This window comes from Mycolicibacterium sichuanense, assembly GCF_033741125.1.
Lineage (GTDB): Bacteria > Actinomycetota > Actinomycetes > Mycobacteriales > Mycobacteriaceae > Mycobacterium.
Map to the genome: position 1 here is coordinate 519,141 of NZ_JAWQPU010000002.1, position 23,083 is coordinate 542,223.

Here is a 23,083-nt window from a genome sequence, read left to right on the forward strand (position 1 = left end):
CTCAGGCTGGGTTGGTGTCGCCGGTGATCTGATCGGCGATCGCCCGCAGTGCATCCAGATCGGATACGTCGAACGGCAGCGAAGGCACGCCGACGATCGCCACGTGCGGATTCGCGCCCGTGAAACGGGACAGCAACCGCACCTCACGCTTTGCCGTCTGCGCCCGGTCGGCGTGGACGCGCAGTACCCCCGCCGCCAAGTCGTTGGACCCGCCATGGGCGTCGAGCCGGTCGGCCGCCTCGCGGGCCGTATCGGCCTTCAGATCGCACAGCGTAGGATGCGTGCGGTTGAGGATCAGACCGGCCAGCGGCATCCGCTCCTGGGACAGCCGGTCGACGAAGAACGACGCCTCGCGAAGGGCGTCTGGCTCGGCGGCCGAGACCACCACGAACTGAGTGCCTCGCCGCTTGAGCAATTCGTAGGTGCGGTCCGCCTTCTCACGGAAGCCGCTGAACGTCGTATCCAGGGCTTGTACGAAACCTGCTGCGTCCGAAAGCATTTGCGAACCGAGCACAGTGGACAGCGCCTTCATCGCCAGGCCGACCGCGCCCGTGACCAGCTTGCCGATGCCGCGGCCAGGGGCGAGCAGCAGTCGCCACAGCCGGCTGTCCATGAAGCTGCCGAGGCGTTTGGGGGCGTCGAGGAAGTCCAGTGCGTTGCGCGACGGGGGCGTGTCGACGACGACCAGATCCCACCTGTCCTCGCCGAGCAGCTGCCCGAGCTTCTCCATCGCCATGTACTCCTGCGTGCCGGCGAGCGACGTGGCCACTGTTTGGTAGAACTGGTTCTCCAGGATCGCCTCGGCGCGTTCGCCTCCCGAGTACTGGATCACCATCTCGTCGAACGTGCGCCGCATGTCGAGCATCATCGCGTGCAGCTCGCCGGTGACCTCGGGTGCAAGCGGAACCCGCTGCGGTGTGTTGCCGAGGTCCTTGATGCCAAGCGCCTGCGCGAGCCGCTTGGCGGGGTCGATGGTCAGGACGACGACGGTGCGGCCGTACTCGGCGGCCCGCAACGCCATGGCCGCCGCGGTGGTGGTCTTGCCGACTCCGCCTGCGCCGCAACACACTACGACCCGGTTGGCTCGGTCTGCGAGGATCGAGCCCAGGTCGAGGGCCTTGGGTGCGGTACTCATCGGACTCCTTGCTGGCCGAGGGCCTCGGCGAGTTCGTAGAGGCTGCCGAGGTCGACTCCGTCGGAGATCGCCGGCAGGTCGAGCCGGGCGATGTCGATGGCCTCGAGCTGTGCCGCACTCTCCGCGCGAGCTCTGATTCGAGTCGCGTGCTGAATGGTCTCGGTCAGCAGGCCGGCGAACTCGGAGTCGGTCAGCGTGATGCCGGCCTCGGTCAGGCCGGCTCGCACCGCGTCCGCGTCGATCACGCCCTCGGCAGCCTTGGCCAGGTCCTCGGGCGCCAGGTACGCGGGGATGTTGCGGTTGACGATGACACTGCCGATCGGCAGGTCGAGCTCCCGAAGCTCGTCGACGGCCTCCAGTGTCTCCTGGATGGGGAGCGCCTCGAGCAGGGTGACGAGGTGGATGGCGGTGAGCTCGGAATGGAGCAGCTTGACCACGCCGTCGGCCTGCGAGTGCACGGGCCCGCCCTTGGCCAGATCGGACACGGCCTTCGTCACGTCGAGGAAGCGGGCGATGCGTCCCGTCGGCGGAGAGTCGACCACCACGGCGTCGTACCCCTGCAGCCTGCCCTTGGTGCGCTCGGTCGGGTTGCGGACCACGATCTCCTTGATCTTGCCGGTGAGGAGCACGTCGCGCAGGCCGGGGGCAATCGTGGTGGCGAACTCGACGGCGCCGATGCGCCGCATCGCCCGGCCGGCGATGCCGAGGTTGTAGAACATGTCGAGGTACTCGAGGAAGGCGTCCTCGGTGTCGATGGCGAGCGCGTTGACCTGCCCGCCCCCGTCGGCCGTCGCGATCTTCACCTCTTCGTACGGCAGCGGTGGGACGTCGAAGAGCTGCGCGATGCCCTGCCGTCCCTCGACCTCGACGAGCAACACCCGGCGGCCGCCAGCGGCCAGGGCCAGCGCCAGGGCGGCGGCGATCGTCGACTTGCCGGTACCACCCTTGCCCGTCACGAAGTGCAGACGTGCCTCGTTCAGCCGCGACGGCCAACCGACGGAGCGATCGCTGGCGAATTCCGGAACGTCGGTGGTCACCACTGCATGCTATCCACCGCGCCGACGGTCCCCGATAAGCTCGGCCCATGAGCGAATCCACCCGGTGGGAATACGTGACCGTGGCACTACTGACGCATGCGACCAAGCAGATCCTCGATCAGTGGGGCGAGGACGGCTGGGAGCTGGTCTCCGTAGTCCCGGGACCCACCGGTGAGCAGCTCGTCGCCTACATGAAGCGGCCCAAGTGAGCACCTCGCACCGCCTCTCCGAGCTCGGCATCGAGCTGCCGGAGGTGGTCGCCCCGCTCGCGGCGTACGTCCCCGCAGTGCGAACCGGCAACCTGGTCTACACCTCGGGACAGCTGCCGGTGGTCGCGGGCAAGCTGGGCGTCACGGGCAAGGTGGGCGCCGACGTCAGCGCCGAGGACGCCAAGGAGCTGGCGCGGACCTGTGCGCTCAATGCACTGGCCGCGGTGCACGCCCTCGTCGGCATCGACGCCGTGGTGCGGGTGGTGAAGGTCGTCGGATTCGTGGCGTCCGCACCCGGTTTCAACGGCCAGCCCGGTGTCGTCAACGGTGCGTCGGAACTATTCGGTGAGGTGTTCGGCGATGCCGGAGCGCATGCCCGGTCGGCGGTCGGGGTGTCCGAACTGCCGCTGGACGCGCCGGTCGAGGTGGAGATCGTCGTAGAGGTCGCGTGAGCGACGATTGAACGGAGGTCGCGTGAGCGACGATTGAACGGAGGTCGCGTGAGCGACGATTGAACGGAGGTCGCGTGAGCGACGATTGAACGGAGGTCGCGTGACGCTGCAACCGATTCCGGAGCACCCGGCCTATGGGCAGTTGCGGCGCGTGACCGACACCGCGTCGGTGCTGCTGTGCGACAACCCGGGTCTGATGACGTTGGAAGGCACCAACACCTGGGTGCTGCAGGGGCCGGGCAGCGACGAGCTGGTGATCGTCGACCCGGGTCCCGACGACGACGGTCACGTCGAACGCCTGGCCGCCCTCGGCAAGGTCGCGTTGGTGCTCATCAGCCACAAGCACGGCGATCACACCGATGCGATCGACGCGCTGGTTCGGCGCACGGGTGCGACCGTGCGTGCGGTCGGCAGCGGTTTCCTTCGAGGCCTCGGCGGTCCGCTGTCCGACGGCGAGGTGATCCACGCGGCCGGGCTGCGCATCACCGTGATGGCCACGCCGGGGCACACGGCGGACTCGCTGTCGTTCGTCCTCGACGATGCGGTGCTCACTGCGGACACGGTGCTCGGCCGCGGCACCACCGTCATCGACGACGAGGACGGCAGCCTGCGGGATTACCTGGAGTCGTTGCGGCGGCTGCAGGGTCTTGGCCGGCGCGCGGTCCTGCCCGGCCACGGCCCGGATCTCGGTGACCTGGAAGCGATTACGCAGACCTACCTGACCCACCGCGAGGAGCGGCTGAACCAGGTGCGCGACGCGTTGCGGGTGCTCGGTGACGACGCCGGGGCCCGGCAGATCGTCGAACACGTCTACACCGACGTCGACGAGAAGCTATGGCCGCACGCCGAGTGGTCGGTGCAGGCGCAGCTGAACTACCTGCGCGAGTGAATTCCGCGTCGCGCTAGCGGGCGCGTCGCGCCAGGCGCTCGGAGTCGCTGATGAGGACGCTCTTGCCCTCCAGGCGAATCCAGCCGCGGTGAGCGAAGTCGGCCAGTGCCTTGTTCACGGTCTCCCGCGAAGCGCCGACCAGCTGGGCGATCTCCTCCTGGGTGAGGTCGTGCGTCACGCGCAGCGCGCCGCCCTCCTGGGTACCGAACCGCTGAGCGAGCTGAAGCAGCTGCTTGGCGACGCGGCCGGGTACGTCGGTGAAGATGAGGTCGGCCAGGTTGTTGTTGGTGCGGCGCAGGCGACGGGCCAACACGCGCAGCAGTTGCTCGGCGATCTCGGGGCGATCGGCGATCCAGGCGCGCAGCGCCTCGCGGTCCATCGAGACGGCACGGACCTCGGTGATGGTGGTGGCGCTGGACGTGCGCGGGCCCGGGTCGAAGATGGACAGTTCACCGAACATGTCCGACGGTCCCATGATGGTGAGCAGGTTCTCGCGACCGTCAGGCGAACGCCGGCCGATCTTCACCTTGCCGGAGATGATGATGTAGAGCCGATCACCGGGCTCACCCTCGGCGAACACTGTGTGCCCACGCGGAAAGTCGACTGGCTGCAGTTGCTTGGTCAGCGCGGAGACCGCAGTCGGTTCGACTCCCTGGAAGATTCCGGCCCTCGCCAGGATCTCGTCCACGTTGCCCCTCTTAAGCCGTCGGAAAATATGACACGCGAAGGCCACCCGTACCGGATGGCGAAATCAGTCTAAGCGTAAGCAGCTTCGCGACGTGCCAACGCTACACACGATATGCGTGGCGAGTCGGCTGAAATTCCGGATTCGATCCGTGGTGGATGAATACCCGCGCGGGCAAACCCCGAGGCGACTCGGTCACGACGTGTTCGTCGTACTCGTCGTCGTAGACGTCGTCGAGCAATTGGTAGGTCCGCACCGGGTGGCTGTTGGCGGCCGGCCGAGCGCAGACGGCCTTGGCCTGTTCGAGATAGCCGTTGACGTCCGCGGCGGAGACGGCGTCGCCTTCGATTTCCGCCTCCAGACGGTCCAGCCCGAAGGTTGCCAGCATGAGCAACCCCGGGATGAATGCAACGAGCAACCACGACACGAGAGGAAGTAAACACGCCGAAGGTCTCAGCGGGATCACGAAATGCCACCGGTCCGCGCTTACACTTGTCGGTTCCGTCAGTAGGCTGGGTGGGTGGCAAGAGGCGAGGTGACGGTTCCCAGGTGGGCCAAGTACGACGGTGAGACGCACGTTGGTCTGGTTCGTCGAGCTCGACGAATGAATCGCACACTCGCCCAAGCGTTTCCACACGTGTACTGCGAGCTGGACTTCACCAACCCGCTGGAGCTCACCGTCGCGACCATCCTGTCGGCGCAGAGCACGGACAAGGGCGTGAACCTGGCAACCCCCGCGCTGTTCGCGAAATACCGCACGGCAGCGGACTATGCGGGTGCCGATCGCGAGGAACTCGAAGCCCTGGTCCGCACCACCGGCTTCTACCGGAACAAGGCGAATTCGCTGATGCGGCTTGGGCAGGAGCTCGTCGCGCGTTTCGATGGCGAGGTTCCGAACACGCTAGAGGAGCTGGTGACCCTGCCCGGCGTGGGCCGCAAGACCGCCAACGTGATCCTCGGCAATGCCTTCGACATCCCCGGCATCACGGTCGACACCCACTTCGGCAGGCTGGTCCGCCGCTGGCGCTGGACCGACCTCGAGGACCCGGTGAAGGTGGAGTTCGCGGTCGGCGAGTTGATCCCGCGCAAGGAGTGGACGTTGCTGAGCCACCGCGTGATCTTCCACGGCAGGCGTGTCTGTCACGCCAAGAAGCCGGCGTGCGGCGTGTGCGTGCTTGCGAAGGACTGCCCATCCTTCGGTCTCGGCCCCACCGATCCGCTGGCGGCCGCAGCTCTGGTCAAGGGTCCCGAGACGGAGCACCTGCTGGCGCTGGCCGGACTCTGAGCACCGCCGGTTCCATGCGCACGTCGACCCGGTGGACCGTGGCGGTGCTCGTCGTCGTGGCGGCGCTGATCGTCGCGCTCTGGCGGGAAGTGGGTGATCCGGGCGGTTCCGACGCCGGCGGGTCGTCGTCGACGGCGGCGGGTGTCGCGCGCCAGCACCGCGACGCCGACACGCCGCAGGCGCTTTCCGGTCCACGCGCCAAGGCCGACCTCCCGCCGTGCCCCGCGCCAGGGACGGGCACCAGCCCCGCCGCGCTGCACGACGTCACGGTCGAATGCGCGGCCAACGGCGTTCCCGTCGACGTGGCGCACCTGGTCGCCGGCCGCAACGTGGTGCTCAACCTGTGGGCCTACTGGTGCGGGCCCTGCGCGGACGAACTGCCCGCGATGGCCGAGTACCAGCGCCGGATGGGCCCGGCGGTGACCGTGGTGACGGTGCACCAGGACGAGAACGAGACTGCGGCGCTGCTGCGGCTGGCCGAGCTCGGGGTGCGGTTGCCCACGCTGCAGGACGGCCGGCGACTGGTGGCGGCCGCCCTCGCGGTGCCCAACGTCATGCCCGCCACCGTGGTCCTACGTTCGGACGGTACCGTGGCCGAAATATTGCCGCGCTCGTTCACCAGCGCCGATGAGATCGCGGCGGCGGTGAATCCACGGATGGGAGTGCGGGGTTGAACGGCAACGGTGACGGAGCGTCGCAGGCGCTCCTGGACGCCTCGGCTGCCCCGGTCTGGCTCGAACCGCTGCTGCGCAACGTCGGCGACGTGCCAAGCGCCTACCGCAGGCGCGTGCCCCCCGAGGTGATTGCGGCGATCACCGAGGCGAGGTCCTCGGCCGAGGCCGCCGACGCCAAGCGCGACGCGGCCGTCCTGGTGCTCTTCTCCGGACCCCCGGACTCGCCGTCGGCCGCGCTGCCCCCGGACGCCGACCTGCTCCTCACCGTCCGGGCGTCCACGTTGCGCCAGCATGCCGGCCAGGCCGCCTTCCCCGGCGGTGCGGCCGACCCCGGCGACGGTGGTCCGGTTGGCACCGCGCTGCGCGAGGCCCGCGAGGAGACCGGCGTCGACCCTGGCCGGCTGCAACCGCTTACCACGCTGGAGCGGATGTTCATCCCGCCGTCGGGATTTCACGTCGTCCCGGTGCTGGCCTATTCGCCGGACCCCGGACCCGTCGGCGTCGTCGACGAGAGCGAGACCGCGATCGTCGCCCGCGTGCCCGTGCGGGCCTTCGTCAACCCGGAGAACCGGCTCATGGTGTACCGCAAGGAGAACACCCGCCGATTCGCCGGCCCGGCGTTCCTGCTCAACCAGATGCTCGTCTGGGGATTCACCGGCCAGGTGATCTCGGCGATTCTCGACGTCGCCGGCTGGGCCGAGCCCTGGGACAGCAGCGACGTGCGTGAATTGGACGCGGCAATGGCGCTCGTCGGCGACGGCAGCGATTACCGTGAGGCCCAACAATGACATCGTCGCAATGGCTCGATCTGGCCGTCCTCGCCATCGCCTTCGTCGCCGCCATCTCTGGCTGGCGCTCGGGGGCGCTTGGCTCGCTGCTGTCCTTCGTCGGCGTGATCCTCGGTGCAGTCGCGGGCGTGCTGCTGGCACCGCACGTGGTCGGCCACGTCGACGGCCCGCGGACCAAGCTGTTCGTGGCGCTGTTCCTGATCCTCGGGCTGGTCGTGATCGGTGAGATCGCCGGCGTCGTGCTGGGACGGGCGGTGCGCGGCGCGATCCGCAACCGTGGGCTGCGCACGATCGACTCGGTCATCGGGGTCGGGCTGCAACTGGTCGCGGTGCTGGTGGCGGCCTGGCTGCTGGCCACCCCGCTGACGTCGTCGGACCAGCCGAACCTGGCGGCCGCCGTGCGCGGCTCGCGGGTGCTGTCCACCGTCGACGAGGCCGCCCCGGGGTGGCTCAAGCGGGTCCCGACCCGGTTGTCGTCGCTGCTGGATACCTCCGGGCTGCCCGACGTGCTGCAGCCGTTCGGTCGCACCCCGATCGTCAACGTCGACGCTCCGAACGCCGCGCTGGTCACCGACCCGGTGGTCGCCAACACCAGGCCGAGCGTGCTGAAGATCCGCGGTGTGGCGACCAGCTGTCAGAAGGTGCTCGAGGGCAGCGGCTTCGTCGTCGCCCCCAACCGGGTGATGTCCAACGCGCACGTGGTGGCGGGCTCGGAGAGCGTGACCGTCGAATCCGACGGCAAGACCTACGACGCCACCGTGGTGTCCTACGACCCGAACGCCGACATCTCGATCCTCGACGTCCCGGGTCTGCCTGCTGCCCCGCTGCAATTCGACATGCAGGAGGCGCCGACCGGAACCGACGCGGTCGTGATGGGGTACCCCGGCGGCGGGGAGTTCACCGCGACCCCCGGCCGGATCCGCGAGATCATCCAGCTCAACGGGCCGGACATCTACCACACCACCACTGTGACCCGTGAGGTCTACACCATCAGGGGCACTGTCCGCCAAGGCAATTCGGGCGGCCCGCTGATCGACAAGGACGGCAAGGTGCTCGGTGTGGTGTTCGGCGCCGCGGTCGACGATGCGGACACCGGCTTCGTGCTGACCTCCAACGAAGTGGCCAAGCAGATGGCGAAGGTGGGCAACACCCAGCGGGTGTCCACCGACAACTGCATCTCCTGAGTCAGCCCCCGTAGACGCCGGACAGGAATCGGGTCAGCTGTTCGTTGACCAGTGCCGGCGCCTCCTCGTGCGCGTAGTGCCCCGCTCCTGCGACGGACACGTAGCGTCCGTGCGGGGCGAAGCGCTGCGTGCGGTACACCGGGTCGGCCAGCACGTACGGGTCGGCGTCGCCACGCATGTGCAGCACGGGCTGCGCGAGCGGCCGCTTCATCGACTTCATGAAGCGCCTGCCCTCACCGCGCAGCTGGCTGCGCACCGCCCAGCGCTGGTATTCCAGCGCGGAGTGGGCGGCCGAGGGGATCTGGATGGCCCGGCGCAGATGGCCAATCGTCTCGGAGAAGTCATCGGAGGCAAGCCAATTGGCGCCTGCGCGCCTGCGCACCACGGCCTCGAGCTCGGCGGCGTCGCGCCGGGTGAGCGCGCGCTCCGGCCAGAACGGCAGCTGGTAGCGCAGCATCCACGGCAGCAGCGCCAGGCCCTGGTCGCGACGGGTCAACGCCGAGGCCCGCAGCGCCACCGGGTGCGGGGAACTGACCACCGCGATGGCCCGTACCGCCCGCGGGTGCAGCACCGAGGTGGCCCAACAGACCAGGCCGCCGTCGGCATGTCCGACCAGCGTGGCCGACTCGTGCCCGAGTGCCCGTACCAGGCCGGCGGTGTCACCGGCCAGCGTCCAGCCGTCGTATCCCCTGGGGGGCTTGTCACTGCCGCCGTAGCCGCGCAGGTCGACGGCGACCACCCGGGCACCCGACAGGCCGCGCAGTTGATGGCGCCAGGACCACCAGAAGGATCCGAAGCCGTGCAGCAGGATCACCAGCGGCTGCTCGGCACCCGACGCAATGCGGGGTTCGGCCTCGACGGGGTTGGCCTCGACTACGTGGAAGCGAATCCCATTGGCGTGCACGTCCATGTGACGCCACGGACCGGTGATGCGCGTGACCGACGGATCGGGCGGCGGCTGTCTGGTGGCGCCGCGTGCACGGCTGCCGGCCATTACCAGCCGGATGGATCTGCGGTCGAGGTGACGCCGTTGGCAGATGCCCGGTCGGAGGGCTTGTCGCCGCCGGGCACCAGCGCGACCCTGGCCTCCCTTACGGATTCGATCGTCTGCTGCGGGCCCCTGATCTTGCGGACCTTGCGGTAGCCGAGGAAGGCGAACAGCCCGGTGGTCACCAGCATCAGACCGAAGACGATGAGGATCCCGGACCACACGTAGAAGTGCAGCCACTCGTGCAGCAGGGCGGCCAGGAACGCGAAGAAGAAGAACGTCGAGTAGAACAGCACCACCAGCGCCAGGATGAAGTAGACGCTGCCGGTGAGGCCCTTCTTGACGTCGCGGGTGATCTCGGCCCTGGCCAACTCGACCTCGGCGCGCACCAGCGTGGACACCTGCGACGTCGCGTCCTTGACCAGCTCTCCGATGGACGGATCTGGCTTGGGCGCATGCGGATCGACCAACGGAATCGAAGTCACCGTAGTCGGAACGCCGCTCTTGCGGTCGCCATTGCTCACGGACACGTCCTTCCCACCGGGTGTACTCGTGGCCCATGTTGCCATGTCGCGGCCGACGCAACGATTCCGGCCGACGTTAGACTGACCTGGTTTGGTCATCGGTCGGGGTCGTCCCTAGGGGGTTTCTTGCAGGTACGACGGAGTTACCGTTGCACATTCCTGGTGTCCGTCGTCATGGTCCTGCTGCTCACCTCCCTGACCACGTCTCGGGTCGCGCCTGCGCACGCCGACGATCCCGTGGTGCTCGGCGGCGGTTCGGGCATCGTGATCGACGGCGACACCTTTTGCACCCTGACCACGATCGGCCACGACGCCCGCGGCGACCTCATCGGCTTCACCTCGGCACACTGCGGCGGCCCCGGCGCGCAGGTCGCGTCCGAAGCCGCCCAGGGCAGCGGTGTCGTCGGCACCATGGTGGCCGGCAACGAGGGCCTGGACTACGCCGTCATCCAGTTCGACCCGCGCAAGGTGCAGCCCGTCAAGTCCGTCGACGGCTTCGAGATCGACGGGCTCGGGCCCGACCCCGCGTTCGGCGAGGTCGCCTGCAAGCTGGGCCGCACCACCGGGCAGTCCTGCGGGGTCACCTGGGGTCCGGGTGACAAACCGGGCACCATCCTCAACCAGGTGTGCGGGCAACCCGGTGACTCCGGTGCGCCGGTCACCGTGAACAACATGCTCGTCGGCATGATCCACGGGGCCTTCAGCGAGGACCTGCCGACGTGCGTGGTGAAGTTCGTTCCCCTGCACACGCCGGCGGTCACCATGTCGATGACCTCGGTCCTCGCCGACATCGCCGCGAAGAACCGGCCCGGCACCGGCTTCGTCCCGATCGCCTAGCTTCCCGAACGGCTCAGCTGAGGTGGTGGACCTCCTGCAGCCCGTACACCGGGGTGGGTAGGCCCTCGTAGCGCGCCTTCAGCTGCAACGCGAGGTACAGCGAGTAGTGCCGCGACTGGTGCAGGTTGCCGCCGTGGAACCACAGGTTCTGCTGCTGCGTCGGCTTCCACATGTTTCGCTGCTCGCCCTCCCACGGGCCCGGGTCCTTGGCGGTGTCGCTGCCGAGACCCCAGACCTTGCCGACCTTGTCGGCGACGTCCTGGCCGATGAGGTCCGCCGCCCAACCGTTCATCGAGCCGTAGCCGGTGGCGTAGACCACGACGTCGGCCGCTAGCTCGGTGCCGTCGGCGAGCACCACCGAGTCCTCGGTCAGATGCGAGACCTGGCCGTGCGCGAGCTTGATGGTGCCGTCGGCCACCAGGTCGCAGGCGCCGACGTCGATGTAGTAGCCCGAGCCGCGGCGCAGGTACTTCATGAAGAGCCCGGAATCGTCGTCGCCCCAATCCAATTCGAAGCCGGCGGCTGCCAGCCGGTCGTAGAAGTCCTTGTCTCGCACGCGAATCGCGTCATAGATCGGGATCTGAAACTCGTGCATGATGCGGTACGGCAACGAGGCGAACGTCAGGTCGGCCTTCTCGGTCGTCATGCCCGCGGCCACCGCGCGCTCGGAGTACAGGTCGCCAAGACCGATCTCCATCAGCGAATCGGACTTGACGACGTGGGTCGATGACCGCTGCACCATCGTGGTGTCGACGCCGTTCTCGACGAGCGCCTTGCAGATGTCGTGGGCGGAGTTGTTGGACCCGATCACCACGGCGCGCTTGCCGACGTAACCGTCCGGCCCCGGGTGGGCACTGGAGTGGTGCTGGTCGCCGCGGAAGACGTCCTGACCCGGCAGCGTCGGGACGCTGGGCTTGCCCGACATGCCGGTCGCCAGCACCAGCTGCGTCGGGTGCAGCGTCAGGCGCTCGCCGTCGCGGTCGATCTCGACGGTCCACTGCTTGGCGTCCTCGTCGAACGTCGCCGACAGACACGACGTCCGAGACCAGTAGGGCACCTCCATCACCCGGGTGTAGAACTCCAGCCAGTCGCCGATCTTGTCCTTCGGCGCGAACACCGGCCAGTTCTGCGGGAACGGTAGGTAGGGCAGGTGGTCGTACCACACCGGATCGTGCAGGCACAGCGACTTGTAGCGCTTGCGCCACTGGTCACCGGGGCGGTCATGCTTGTCGACGACGATCGTGGGCACGCCGAGCTGGCGCAGCCGGGCACCGAGTGCGATGCCACCCTGCCCGCCCCCGACCACCAGGGTGTACGGCTGGACGCTGCGGCCGAGTTCGGCATCCTCCGCCGCCCGCTTCTCGGCCCACGACCGGGTGTCCTCGTCGGACCCGTGCACGGCTCCCATGACGCGCGTCGGCCCCTTGCGCTCCTCGTGGCCCTTGAGTTCCTGCAAGGCGGTCAGCAGGGTCCAGGCCACGTCGTTTCCGTCCGAGTCGGCCTTGAGTCGGAGGTGTCCGGTGCCCCGGCCCGCGGCCGTCTCGAACTCGATGAACGCCGACGCGACGCCGCCGTCCTCGATCGGCTCCTCGCGGGTCCGGAAGCCCGCGGGGCTGGTGTCGTCCAGACGAGCGGCGAGCATGTCGGCGACGCCGTCGCGCCCCTCGACGGTCTTGATGTTCCAGGTGAACGAGACCAGGTCGCGCCAGAAGCCGTCGACGGCGAACTTCGCCACCGCGCGGGGGACGTCGCGGGCGGCCAAGGCGGCCTCGAAATCGGCGAGCCAGGCGTCCACGCGGGCCTGGGGGGTGAGTGCGGCGGTGGCCGGCTTTTCGATCGTTTCGGTCATGTGACTCAGGGCACACCAGTGGGGCTGGACTGCACAAGGGTTGCAACGGGTTGCGCGTCAGTCGGGTCATGCAACGGGCTGCAACTCTTTCGGACTGTGGCTCCGGTCACATAGACATGGCTCCATGAGAGCAGCTGTGTACTACGGGCCGAACAAGTTGGAAGTCGCCGACGTCCCCGAGCCGACGCCCAGCCCCGGCACCGTGAAGGTCAAGGTCGGTTTCAACGGCATCTGCGGCACCGATCTGCACGAGTACTACGCGGGGCCGATCTTCGTGCCGACCGAGCCGCACCCGCTGACCGGCCAGCAGCTGCCGCTCACCCTGGGCCACGAGTTCTCCGGCGTCATCACCGAGGTCGGGCAGGGTGTCACCGACTACTCCGCCGGTGACCGGGTGGCGATCATGCCGCTGTACCGGTGCGGGCACTGCGGACCATGCCGCGCCGGCAACTACAACATCTGTCAGCAGATCGGCTTCCACGGCCTGATGTCCGACGGCGGCATGGCCGAATACACCGTCGTCCCCACCGACATGCTGCACCGGTTGCCTGACGACGTCTCCCTCGAGCTGGGCGCCCTCGTCGAACCGATGTCGGTGGCCTACCACGCCGCCACCCTCGGCGAGCCGAGCCCCGACGGGACGTCGATGGTATTCGGCGCCGGACCGATCGGCATCGGGCTGTGGTTTGCGTTGTGCGGCAAGGGCGTCGAGGACGTCTTCGTGGTAGAACCGTCGGCCACCCGGCGCGCGTCCATCGAGGCGCTCGGCGCGCGCACCCTGGACCCCACCGCGGTCGACGTGCCGGCCTTCATCGCCGACCACACCGACGGCGCGGGTGCCGACGCGGTCTTCGATGCCGCAGGGGTGACGCCCGCCGTCGAGACCGCGCTGGCCTGCGTCGGGGCACGAAGGCCCATGGTCAGCGTGGCGATCTACGAGAAACCCTTGATGACACCGCTTCTCAACCTGGTGATGAACGAATCCCGCATTCAGGGATCGCTGTGCTACACCGCGGCCGACTTCTCCGCCGTCATCGACCTGATGGCGCGGGGCACCTACGACACCACCGGCTGGGTGACGCCGATCGCCCTCGACGACGTCATCGACGAGGGGTTCGAGGCGCTGCACGCGGGCACCAAGATGAAGGTCCTCGTCGACCCGGCCATCGCGGGAGCGTCGGCGTGACCGGGCGGCTCGCCGGCAAGGTGGCCCTGGTCACCGGCGCAGGCCGGGGCATCGGGCGGGGCATCGCGCTGCGGCTGGCCCGCGACGGCGCCGACGTCGCGCTCGTCGACCTCGGCGCCGAGGGCATCGACGCCGTCGCCGCCGAGATCAGCGAGATCGGTTGCAAGGCAACCACCTTCGTGGCCGACGTAAGCGATCGCGACCAGGTGTTCGCCGCTGTCGACCACGCCGCGTCCGCACTGGGCGGCTTCGACATCATGGTGAACAACGCGGGGATCGCGCTCGTCGCCCCACTAATCGACACCACCCCGGAGGACGTCGCGAAGATCTGGGCGGTGAACGTCGACGGCGTGCTGTGGGGCATCCAGGCGGCGGTGACGAAGTTCAAGGAACTCGACAACAAGGCCGAAGGAAGGATCAGCCGTGTCATCAATGCCTCGTCGATCGCCGGCCACGACGGCTTCGCCATGCTCGGTGTCTACAGCGCCACCAAGTTCGCCGTCCGCGCGCTGACCCAGGCGGCGGCCAAGGAACACGCCGCCGACGGCATCACGGTGAACGCGTACTGCCCCGGTGTGGTGGGCACCGACATGTGGGTGGAGATCGACAAGCGGTTCGCCACCCTCACCGGGGCCGCCGAGGGCGAGACCTACGAGAAGTTCGTCGGGGGCATCGCGCTCGGCCGCGCCGAGACGCCCGACGACGTCGCGGGGTTCGTGTCGTACCTGGCGAGCCCCGACGCCGACTACATGACCGGCCAGGCGGGTCTCATCGACGGCGGCTTGGTCTTTCGATGAGTGTTCGGGCGAAGGGTCGATGGCCGCGATGACCGGGCGCCCGTTGGGGGCCATGGCGCATCGATGTGATCGGGAGCACAATCAGAGTGATGCAAGACCCTTCTGCTCCAGAACCGGCCGTCGCGGTCGGTGAGGATCCGCGGCACTACGCCCGGCTGATGTCGGCCGTGTACGACGCGACGATGGCGGGCACGCGGGCGCCTGCCCGCCCGCGGCCGGTGATCCAGGACTCCTGGCAGCGGATGATGGCCAGCGGCCTGGACCCCGAGCGCCTGGCCACGCCCGTCGTGGAGCTCGGCGCGTTGGAGATGCTGCGGCGGTCGTCGGGCCTGCTTGCGGTACTCGACGAGGTGTCGCGAAACCTGGAGACCCTGATCGTCGAGGGCGACAACATCCTCGTCATCGCGGATGCGCGCGGCAGGGTGCTCTGGCGCAGCGGGTCGGCGTCGGTGCTCAACCGCGCCGACCGGCTGGGTTTCGTCGAAGGTGCGCACTGGGGTGAGAACGCCGTCGGCACCAATGCCATCGGCACCGCACTGGCCTCCAACCGGGCCGTGCAGGTGTTCTCGGCCGAGCACTATCAGCGCAGCCACCATCCGTGGACGTGCGCAGGAGCGCCTATCAAGGACCCCAGAACGGGCCAGGTCATCGGCGTGGTCGACGTGTCGGGACCCGCGGCGACGGTGCACCCGACGACCGTGGCGCTGGTCGACGTCGTCGCCCGGCTCGCGGAGTCACGCCTGCGTGAGCAGCACGACCGCACCCTGAACCGGCTGCGCTCGGTGGCCGCGCCCATCCTCGCCCGCATCGGGGCGCCTGCGCTGGCCGTCGACCACGACGGCTGGGTGGCCGCCGTCGACTCGCTGCCGCTGCACAACCGGATCCTGCTGCCGGAGGAGACCGCACCGGGGCGCACCTGGGTGCCGCCGCTTGGCATGTGCGAGATCGAGCTGCTGCCAGGGGGTTGGCTGGTGCGGCCCACCGAGGACGACACCGCTCCTGGCATCGCCCGCGTGACGCTCGACGTGCGGGACTCCGGTGCGCCGGCGCTGGAGATGGTCGGCCAGTTCGGGTGCTGGCGTCACGACATCTCGCCGCGGCATGCCGAGATCCTGCTCGTGCTGGCCAATCATCGCGAGGGCCGGTCCGCTCCGGAACTGGCCGGCGACCTCTACGGCGACCGCTCCCGCGTCGTCACCGTCCGAGCCGAGATGTCGCGCCTGCGAAAGCAACTCGCGGGGCTGGTGCAGGGACGGCCCTACCGCTTCCCGCCGGCGGCCGTCGTCGACGTGTGCTACCCGCCGGACCGGGCGACGTTGCTGCCCGCCTCGACCGCCCCCGCGGTCCGAGCGCTGCGCACCCCCTGACCTGCCGCCGAATGTGGACTTCTGTCCACATTCGGGGTGGGGTCACTTGCTGGCGCGGATGGCCTCGAAGACGCTGGGGTCGACCAGGGTCGAGGTGTCGCCGAGTTCGCGGCCTTCGGCGACGTCGCGCAGTAGTCGGCGCATGATCTTGCCGCTGCGGGTCTTGGGTAGTTCGGGGACGACGTGGATCTCGCGGGGCCTGGCGATCGGGGAGATCTCGGTGGCCACCTGCTGGCGCAGCTCGGCGACCATCTGGTCGCGGTCCTCGTCGGCCGCGCGTGCCTTGAGGATGACGAAGGCGCAGATGGCCTGTCCGGTGTGGTCGTCGGTGGCGCCGACGACGGCGGCTTCGGCCACCCCGGCATGGCCCACCAGCGCGGATTCGACCTCGGCGGTGGAGATGCGGTGACCGGAGACGTTCATGACGTCGTCGATGCGGCCGAGCACCCAGATTTCGCCGTCCTTGCCGTAGCGGGCGCCGTCGCCGGCGAAGTACCAGCCCCGATCGGCGAACCGGGACCAGTAGGTCTCCTTGAACCGCTCGGGATCGCCCCAGATGCCGCGCAGCATCGACGGCCACGGCTTGTCGAGCACCAGGTAGCCGCTGGCTTGCTCACCGTGATCGGTACCGGGCTGCAGCTGCGTGCCCTCGTCGTCGACGATCTTGGCCGAGATGCCGGGCAGCGGTGTCATGGCCGAGCCGGGCTTGGTGGCGGTGACGCCGGGCAGCGGCGAGATCATGATGGCGCCGGTCTCGGTCTGCCACCAGGTGTCCACGATCGGCGTGCGGTCGGCGCCGAACACGGTGCGATACCAGCGCCAGGCCTCCGGGTTGATCGGCTCGCCGACCGACCCGAGCAGCCGCAGGCTCGACAGGTCGTGCTCGGCGGCGATTTGGCGGCCCAGCTTCATGAAGGTGCGGATCAGGGTCGGGGCGGTGTAGTAGATCGTCACGCCGTAGCGCTCGATGACCTCGAAGTGGCGGTGCTCGGTGGGCGAGGTCGGCGTGCCTTCGTAGACCACCTGCGTGACCCCGTTGGACAGCGGTCCATACACCAGATAGGTGTGCCCGGTGATCCAGCCGATGTCGGCGGTGCACCAGAAGACGTCGGTGTCGGGTTTGACGTCGAAGACGTTGTAGTGGGTGTAGCTGGCCTGGGTGAGGTAGCCACCGGTGCTGTGCACGATGCCCTTGGGCTTGCCGGTGGTGCCCGAGGTGTACAGCAGGAACAGCGGGTGCTCGCTGTCGAAGGCCTCCGGGGTATGGCTGCTCGACGCTCCGTCCACCACCTCGTGCCACCACAGATCCCGGCCCTCGGTCCAGTCGACGTCGATCCCGGTGCGCCGCACCACCAGAACGTGCTCGACCGACGGTTGGTCGGTGACCGCGGCATCCACGGCGTCCTTCAGCGATACCGCCTTGCCGCGGCGGTACTGCCCGTCGGTGGTGATGACCAGCTTGGCCTCGGCGTCGGAGATGCGGGACGCCAGCGCCGACGCGCTGTATCCCGCGAACACCACCGAGTGCATCACCCCCAACCGGGCGCAGGCCAGCATGGCGACGATGGCCTCGGGGACCATCGGCATGTAGATCGCCACCCGGTCGCCGGCGACCAGGCCGAGGTCGGTCAGGGCGTTGGCGGCCTTGGACACCTCGTCCTTGAGTTGGGCGTAGGTGATGGACCGCTGGTCGTCGACGGGTTCGCCGACCCAGTGGATGGCGACGCGGTCGCCGTGGCCGGCCTCGACGTGGCGGTCCACGCAGTTGTAGGCGACGTTGAGCTTGCCGCCGACGAACCACTTGGCGAACGGTGGCTGCGACCAGTCCAGCACCTCGGTGAACGGCGTCTCCCACGCCAGCCGATTGGCCTGCTCACCCCAGAACGCCAACCTGTCCCGCTCGGCCTCGTCGTACAGGGCGGCAGTCGCATTGGCCTGCGCGACGAAATCGGCGGCGGGCGGATACGCGCGGGGCGCGTCGTGGGAGTCGAGCGCCGAGTGCATGGTCTGAGTCATCGTTCGTTCCAATCGTCGGGTGGGCAGGCGGGCACGCCGCGACGACGGCGCATCGTCGATGCACCGCCGCCGCGTCGCGAAAGGTGTTGTCGGACTTAGAAGAAGCCCTGGGCCTTGTTGCTGTAGGACACCAGCAGGTTCTTGGTCTGCTGGTAGTGATCCAGCATCATCTTGTGGTTCTCGCGCCCGATGCCCGACTGCTTGTAGCCGCCGAAGGCCGCGTGCGCAGGGTAGGCGTGGTAGCAGTTGGTCCACACCCGGCCGGCCTTGATGTCGCGGCCGGCACGGTAGGCGGTGTTGCCGTCCCGGCTCCACACCCCGGCGCCCAGTCCGTACAGCGTGTCGTTGGCGATCGACATGGCGTCGTCGTAATCGGTGAACGAGGTGACCGCCACCACCGGGCCGAAGATCTCCTCCTGGAAGATCCGCATCTTGTTGTGCCCGGTGAAGATCGTCGGCGCCACGTAGTAGCCACCGGACAGGTCACCGCCGAGCTCCGCGCGCTCGCCGCCGGTGACGACCTTGGCGCCCTCGTCCTTGCCAATCTCGATGTAGGACAGGATCTTCTCGAGCTGGTCGTTGGAGGCCTGCGCGCCGATCATCGTCTCGGTGTCCAGCGGATCGCCCTGGCGGACGGCCTTGGTGCGGATGGCGGCCTGGGTGAGGAACTCGTCGTAGATGTCGGCCTGGATCAGCGAGCGCGACGGGCAGGTGCACACCTCGCCCTGGTTGAGGGCGAACATAGTGAAGCCCTCCAGCGCCTTGTCCTGGTAGTCATCGAGCTGGGCCATCACGTCGGAGAAGAAGATGTTGGGGCTCTTGCCGCCGAGTTCGAGCGTCACCGGGATCAGGTTCTGGCTGGCGTACTGCATGATCAGCCGGCCGGTCGTGGTCTCACCGGTGAAGGCGATCTTGGCGATCCGGTTGCTCGAGGCCAGCGGCTTGCCGGTCTCGACGCCAAAGCCGTTGACCACGTTGATGACTCCGGGGGGCAGCAGATCGCCGATGACCGACATCAGGTAGAGGATCGAGGCTGGGGTCTGCTCGGCGGGCTTGAGCACGACGGCATTGCCGGCGGCCAGTGCGGGCGCCAGCTTCCACACCGCCATCAGGATCGGGAAGTTCCACGGGATGATCTGCCCGACGACGCCGAGGGGCTCGTGGAAGTGGTAGGCGACGGTGTCGTCGTCGATCTGGCTCAGCGACCCCTCCTGGGCGCGGATCGCACCGGCGAAGTAGCGGAAGTGATCGATGGCCAGCGGGATGTCGGCGTTCAGCGTCTCGCGGACCGGCTTGCCGTTGTCCCACGACTCGGCCACCGCGATCGACTCGAGGTTGGCCTCGATGCGGTCGGCGATCTTGTTGAGGATGATCGACCGCTCGGCCGGTGTGGTCTTGCCCCAGGCGGGCGCCGCGGCGTGGGCGGCGTCGAGGGCCTTCTCGACATCGGAGGCATCGGAGCGGGCCACCTCGCAGAACGTCTTGCCGGTCACCGGCGTCGGGTTCTCGAAGTAGCGGCCCGCGGTGGGGGCCACCCACTCGCCGCCGATGTAGTTGTCGTAGCGGGGCTCGAAGGTCATCAGCGAGCCTTCGGCGCCGGGACGCGCGTAAACGGTCATGGGACTTCCTCCTTCATCAGTGCGACACGCCTTCATCGCAGCGACACAATGTGTCGGTCGTCACTGACGGTAGGCCAAACAGGGTTGCATCACGGTTGCATCGAACGCGAAAGGTTGCGAGCTATCCGAGTTCGAAGTCCAGGCCCGCGAGATGCCCACTCGCTTGCGCCCGCAACACGGGCGCCGCACCGGCCCGCTCGTGCAGCAGTCGCCACCCGGCGCGGTCGTCGCGGCCGTCGGGCAGTTGCAGCCAGCGCCGCAGCAGGGTCAGGTTCCCAGTGGCCAGCACCGCCCCGCGCAGGCTGGCGCTCAGCTCGGTGCGCAGCCGTCCGACCGACGGCGACACCGACTGACTCAGCAGCGGTCCCCGGTACGCGTCGAGGGCGGCTGCCACCCGGCCGGCGGCCAGCGCGTCGAACACGTCGGCGAGGTCACTAGCGATCGGCTCGGTCAACCGGTACGGCCGTGAGGACAGCAGGTTCGCACCGACCACCTTGCGCAGCCGCGACATCTCCGCCCGCACGGTGACGACGTCGAGGTGCTTGTCGTCGAGGAGCGTGGCGAGGTGATCGGCGCTCAGCCCCTCGGGGTGGCGGCTCAGCAGCACCAGGATCTCGGCGTGCCTGCCGGTGAGGACGCTGCGGTGCAGATGGCCGCGGTCGTCGGTGTACTCCCAGCGCGGGCGGTCGCCGCCGAGCACCGTCAGCCGGGCGGGCCCGGCGGTGACCTCGGGGCGCGACGCCTCGGTGAATCGCAGCAGCGCCAGGTGGTTCTCGACGGCCACCACGGTGGCCCGCACCAGCGCCAGCGTCTGCGACGAGGAGACCTCGTCCCCACCCGTCAGATCGATCGCGCCGATCACGACCCCGGTGACCGGATCGTGGACCGGAACGGCGGTGCAACTCCACGGCTGGACGAGGCGGGAGAAGTGCTCGTTGCCGTGGATCTGCACCTCGGCGTCCAGCGCGAGTGCGGTGCCCGGTGCATTGGTGCCCGCGGCGCGTTCACTCCAGTCGGCACCGGGGACGAAGTTCATCGCCTCGGCCTTGCGGCGGGCCGTCGCATCGCCCTCGACCCACAGCAGGGTGCCGTCGGCGGCGCTCACCGCGACCATCACCCCGGAGGACGTCGCGTCCTCGACGAGCAGGCGCCGGATGACGGGAAGGGTCGGCGCCAGCGGATGGGTCTCGCGCATCCGGGCCACGCTCTGCTCGAGGTCGGCGGACTGCACGGCACCGCGGTCCGGATCCACGCCCCTGGCCAAGCTGCGCTGCCAGCTCTCGACCACTATGCGGCGCAGTGGGCTGGAGTCCAGGTACGACGCGTCGACCTCGCCGGCGACGAAGAGCTCGTGGACCGCGCGCACCTCGGAGGCCGGGACGAGGGCTGCTGCCCCGCCCCCGAACGTCCTCGCTGAACGCACCTGTGACCACGCTCCTCGCGACGCGTGTCACGCCGCACGTAGCCGTCACCATAGTCGACGCGGGGAGGCGGCGGACGTGGTCTTTCGTCCTCGATCGGCGGCTACTTGCTGGCGCGGATGGCCTCGAAGACGCTGGGGTCGACCAGGGTCGAGGTGTCGCCGAGTTCGCGGCCTTCGGCGACGTCGCGCAGTAGTCGGCGCATGATCTTGCCGCTGCGGGTCTTGGGTAGTTCGGGGACGACGTGGATCTCGCGGGGCCTGGCGATCGGGGAGATCTCGGTGGCCACCTGCTGGCGCAGCTCGGCGACCATCTGGTCGCGGTCCTCGTCGGCCGCGCGTGCCTTGAGGATGACGAAGGCGCAGATGGCCTGTCCGGTGTGGTCGTCGGTGGCGCCGACGACGGCGGCTTCGGCCACCCCGGCATGGCCCACCAGCGCGGATTCGACCTCGGCGGTGGAGATGCGGTGACCGGAGACGTTCATGACGTCGTCGATGCGGCCGAGCACCCAGATTTCGCCGTCCTTGCCGTAGCGGGCGCCGTCGCCGGCGAAGTACCAGCCCCGATCGGCGAACCGGGACCAGTAGGTCTCCTTGAACCGCTCGGGATCGCCCCAGATGCCGCGCAGCATCGACGGCCACGGCTTGTCGAGCACCAGGTAGCCGCTGGCTTGCTCACCGTGATCGGTACCGGGCTGCAGCTGCGTGCCCTCGTCGTCGACGATCTTGGCCGAGATGCCGGGCAGCGGTGTCATGGCCGAGCCGGGCTTGGTGGCGGTGACGCCGGGCAGCGGCGAGATCATGATGGCGCCGGTCTCGGTCTGCCACCAGGTGTCCACGATCGGCGTGCGGTCGGCGCCGAACACGGTGCGATACCAGCGCCAGGCCTCCGGGTTGATCGGCTCGCCGACCGACCCGAGCAGCCGCAGGCTCGACAGGTCGTGCTCGGCGGCGATTTGGCGGCCCAGCTTCATGAAGGTGCGGATCAGGGTCGGGGCGGTGTAGTAGATCGTCACGCCGTAGCGCTCGATGACCTCGAAGTGGCGGTGCTCGGTGGGCGAGGTCGGCGTGCCTTCGTAGACCACCTGCGTGACCCCGTTGGACAGCGGTCCATACACCAGATAGGTGTGCCCGGTGATCCAGCCGATGTCGGCGGTGCACCAGAAGACGTCGGTGTCGGGTTTGACGTCGAAGACGTTGTAGTGGGTGTAGCTGGCCTGGGTGAGGTAGCCACCGGTGCTGTGCACGATGCCCTTGGGCTTGCCGGTGGTGCCCGAGGTGTACAGCAGGAACAGCGGGTGCTCGCTGTCGAAGGCCTCCGGGGTATGGCTGCTCGACGCTCCGTCCACCACCTCGTGCCACCACAGATCCCGGCCCTCGGTCCAGTCGACGTCGATCCCGGTGCGCCGCACCACCAGAACGTGCTCGACCGACGGTTGGTCGGTGACCGCGGCATCCACGGCGTCCTTCAGCGATACCGCCTTGCCGCGGCGGTACTGCCCGTCGGTGGTGATGACCAGCTTGGCCTCGGCGTCGGAGATGCGGGACGCCAGCGCCGACGCGCTGTATCCCGCGAACACCACCGAGTGCATCACCCCCAACCGGGCGCAGGCCAGCATGGCGACGATGGCCTCGGGGACCATCGGCATGTAGATCGCCACCCGGTCGCCGGCGACCAGGCCGAGGTCGGTCAGGGCGTTGGCGGCCTTGGACACCTCGTCCTTGAGTTGGGCGTAGGTGATGGACCGCTGGTCGTCGACGGGTTCGCCGACCCAGTGGATGGCGACGCGGTCGCCGTGGCCGGCCTCGACGTGGCGGTCCACGCAGTTGTAGGCGACGTTGAGCTTGCCGCCGACGAACCACTTGGCGAACGGTGGCTGCGACCAGTCCAGCACCTCGGTGAACGGCGTCTCCCACGCCAGCCGATTGGCCTGCTCACCCCAGAACGCCAACCTGTCCCGCTCGGCCTCGTCGTACAGGGCGGCAGTCGCATTGGCCTGCGCGACGAAATCGGCGGCGGGCGGATAGGAGTACGGAACCTCGGCATCACTATCGTGCATGCTCGTGAGCCTAGTCACCGTCCGTGACGACGGGCTGGACGACGGTCGTGCCGATGCGAACGCGCATGGGGGCGGGTTCGCC

General features: G+C 68.8%; 22 protein-coding genes. 11 read left to right on the plus strand and 11 right to left on the minus strand.

Going from position 1 to position 23,083, the window contains the following annotated elements:
* Window position 1 precedes the first annotated feature (1 nt).
* Both bagB and bagA read right to left on the minus strand, forming a co-directional pair.
* The gene (gene bagB / locus SBI80_RS09395) at window positions 2-1,135 is read right to left on the minus strand and encodes an ATPase BagB (RefSeq protein ID WP_318974185.1); all 1,134 of its coding nucleotides are present in this window, start codon (window positions 1,133-1,135) and stop codon (window positions 2-4) included.
* A complete protein-coding gene (gene bagA / locus SBI80_RS09400) occupies window positions 1,132-2,172 on the minus strand; it encodes an ATPase BagA (RefSeq protein ID WP_318974186.1) in 1,041 nt (346 codons plus the stop codon). Before bagA ends, bagB begins: the two co-directional genes overlap by 4 nt.
* A 47-nt stretch (window positions 2,173-2,219) precedes the next feature.
* Here bagA and sp36 point away from each other — a divergent pair, with 47 nt between their 5' ends.
* The 3 genes from sp36 to SBI80_RS09415 all read left to right on the plus strand — a co-directional run bounded on the left by sp36 (window position 2,220) and on the right by SBI80_RS09415 (window position 3,722).
* Complete coding sequence (gene sp36, locus SBI80_RS09405) at window positions 2,220-2,381, plus strand: Sp36 family protein (protein WP_318974187.1); 162 nt, start codon at window positions 2,220-2,222, stop codon at window positions 2,379-2,381.
* Complete coding sequence (locus SBI80_RS09410; protein ID WP_318974188.1) at window positions 2,378-2,833, plus strand: RidA family protein; 456 nt, start codon at window positions 2,378-2,380, stop codon at window positions 2,831-2,833. The genes sp36 and SBI80_RS09410 overlap by 4 nt, the downstream gene beginning before the upstream one ends.
* 100 nt (window positions 2,834-2,933) lie before the next feature.
* The gene (locus SBI80_RS09415; RefSeq protein WP_318974189.1) at window positions 2,934-3,722 is read left to right on the plus strand and encodes an MBL fold metallo-hydrolase; all 789 of its coding nucleotides are present in this window, start codon (window positions 2,934-2,936) and stop codon (window positions 3,720-3,722) included.
* Window positions 3,723-3,735: 13 nt separating this feature from the next.
* On the opposite strand, the gene crp is transcribed toward SBI80_RS09415, so the two are convergent.
* Together crp and SBI80_RS09425 are read right to left on the minus strand one after the other, a co-directional pair.
* The gene (gene crp, locus SBI80_RS09420) at window positions 3,736-4,410 is read right to left on the minus strand and encodes a cAMP-activated global transcriptional regulator CRP (RefSeq protein WP_263997190.1); all 675 of its coding nucleotides are present in this window, start codon (window positions 4,408-4,410) and stop codon (window positions 3,736-3,738) included.
* Between the two features lie 100 nt (window positions 4,411-4,510).
* On the minus strand, window positions 4,511-4,834 hold the full coding sequence (locus SBI80_RS09425) for a hypothetical protein (protein WP_318974190.1): 324 nt from the start codon (window positions 4,832-4,834) through the stop codon (window positions 4,511-4,513).
* Window positions 4,835-4,927: 93 nt separating this feature from the next.
* Between SBI80_RS09425 and nth the strand changes: the two genes are divergently transcribed.
* The 4 genes from nth to marP are packed head-to-tail and all read left to right on the plus strand — an operon-like array spanning window position 4,928 to window position 8,338.
* Window positions 4,928-5,692 carry an endonuclease III gene (gene nth / locus SBI80_RS09430; protein WP_413232682.1) on the plus strand — a complete coding sequence of 255 codons (765 nt, stop codon included), beginning with the start codon at window positions 4,928-4,930 and terminating at the stop codon, window positions 5,690-5,692.
* 14 nt (window positions 5,693-5,706) lie between these two features.
* The gene (locus SBI80_RS09435; protein ID WP_318974192.1) at window positions 5,707-6,366 is read left to right on the plus strand and encodes a TlpA family protein disulfide reductase; all 660 of its coding nucleotides are present in this window, start codon (window positions 5,707-5,709) and stop codon (window positions 6,364-6,366) included.
* Window positions 6,363-7,154: an NUDIX hydrolase gene (locus SBI80_RS09440; RefSeq protein ID WP_318974193.1), complete on the plus strand. Its 792-nt coding sequence runs from the start codon at window positions 6,363-6,365 to the stop codon at window positions 7,152-7,154. The genes SBI80_RS09435 and SBI80_RS09440 overlap by 4 nt, the downstream gene beginning before the upstream one ends.
* Window positions 7,151-8,338 carry an acid resistance serine protease MarP gene (gene marP / locus SBI80_RS09445; protein ID WP_318974194.1) on the plus strand — a complete coding sequence of 396 codons (1,188 nt, stop codon included), beginning with the start codon at window positions 7,151-7,153 and terminating at the stop codon, window positions 8,336-8,338. The genes SBI80_RS09440 and marP overlap by 4 nt, the downstream gene beginning before the upstream one ends.
* 1 nt (window position 8,339) lies before the next feature.
* Here the strand turns inward: marP and SBI80_RS09450 are convergent, their stop codons facing one another.
* On the minus strand, window positions 8,340-9,332 hold the full coding sequence (locus SBI80_RS09450; RefSeq protein WP_318974195.1) for an alpha/beta fold hydrolase: 993 nt from the start codon (window positions 9,330-9,332) through the stop codon (window positions 8,340-8,342).
* Window positions 9,332-9,850, minus strand: coding sequence for a phage holin family protein (locus SBI80_RS09455; RefSeq protein WP_318974196.1), 519 nt, complete (start codon window positions 9,848-9,850; stop codon window positions 9,332-9,334). The genes SBI80_RS09450 and SBI80_RS09455 overlap by 1 nt, the downstream gene beginning before the upstream one ends.
* Before the next feature lie 174 nt (window positions 9,851-10,024).
* Between SBI80_RS09455 and SBI80_RS09460 the strand changes: the two genes are divergently transcribed.
* Window positions 10,025-10,687: a chymotrypsin family serine protease gene (locus SBI80_RS09460; protein ID WP_318974394.1), complete on the plus strand. Its 663-nt coding sequence runs from the start codon at window positions 10,025-10,027 to the stop codon at window positions 10,685-10,687.
* Between the two features lie 13 nt (window positions 10,688-10,700).
* Here the strand turns inward: SBI80_RS09460 and SBI80_RS09465 are convergent, their stop codons facing one another.
* Complete coding sequence (locus tag SBI80_RS09465; protein ID WP_318974197.1) at window positions 10,701-12,536, minus strand: NAD(P)-binding domain-containing protein; 1,836 nt, start codon at window positions 12,534-12,536, stop codon at window positions 10,701-10,703.
* 124 nt (window positions 12,537-12,660) lie between these two features.
* Between SBI80_RS09465 and SBI80_RS09470 the strand changes: the two genes are divergently transcribed.
* The 3 genes from SBI80_RS09470 to SBI80_RS09480 all read left to right on the plus strand — a co-directional run bounded on the left by SBI80_RS09470 (window position 12,661) and on the right by SBI80_RS09480 (window position 15,886).
* The gene (locus SBI80_RS09470) at window positions 12,661-13,722 is read left to right on the plus strand and encodes a 2,3-butanediol dehydrogenase (RefSeq protein ID WP_318974198.1); all 1,062 of its coding nucleotides are present in this window, start codon (window positions 12,661-12,663) and stop codon (window positions 13,720-13,722) included.
* Complete coding sequence (locus tag SBI80_RS09475; RefSeq protein ID WP_318974199.1) at window positions 13,719-14,519, plus strand: acetoin reductase; 801 nt, start codon at window positions 13,719-13,721, stop codon at window positions 14,517-14,519. The genes SBI80_RS09470 and SBI80_RS09475 overlap by 4 nt, the downstream gene beginning before the upstream one ends.
* A gap of 89 nt (window positions 14,520-14,608) precedes the next feature.
* Window positions 14,609-15,886 carry a helix-turn-helix domain-containing protein gene (locus tag SBI80_RS09480; RefSeq protein ID WP_318974200.1) on the plus strand — a complete coding sequence of 426 codons (1,278 nt, stop codon included), beginning with the start codon at window positions 14,609-14,611 and terminating at the stop codon, window positions 15,884-15,886.
* 42 nt (window positions 15,887-15,928) lie between these two features.
* Here SBI80_RS09480 and acs (SBI80_RS09485) read toward each other — a convergent pair whose 3' ends face one another.
* From acs (SBI80_RS09485) to acs (SBI80_RS09500), 4 genes are all read right to left on the minus strand, one after another.
* A complete protein-coding gene (acs, locus tag SBI80_RS09485) occupies window positions 15,929-17,902 on the minus strand; it encodes an acetate--CoA ligase (RefSeq protein WP_318974201.1) in 1,974 nt (657 codons plus the stop codon).
* A gap of 95 nt (window positions 17,903-17,997) precedes the next feature.
* The gene (gene adh / locus SBI80_RS09490) at window positions 17,998-19,521 is read right to left on the minus strand and encodes an aldehyde dehydrogenase (RefSeq protein ID WP_318974202.1); all 1,524 of its coding nucleotides are present in this window, start codon (window positions 19,519-19,521) and stop codon (window positions 17,998-18,000) included.
* 121 nt (window positions 19,522-19,642) lie between these two features.
* On the minus strand, window positions 19,643-20,944 hold the full coding sequence (locus tag SBI80_RS09495; protein WP_318974203.1) for a helix-turn-helix domain-containing protein: 1,302 nt from the start codon (window positions 20,942-20,944) through the stop codon (window positions 19,643-19,645).
* Between the two features lie 101 nt (window positions 20,945-21,045).
* Complete coding sequence (gene acs, locus SBI80_RS09500; protein WP_318974204.1) at window positions 21,046-23,001, minus strand: acetate--CoA ligase; 1,956 nt, start codon at window positions 22,999-23,001, stop codon at window positions 21,046-21,048.
* Window positions 23,002-23,083: the final 82 nt, after the last annotated feature.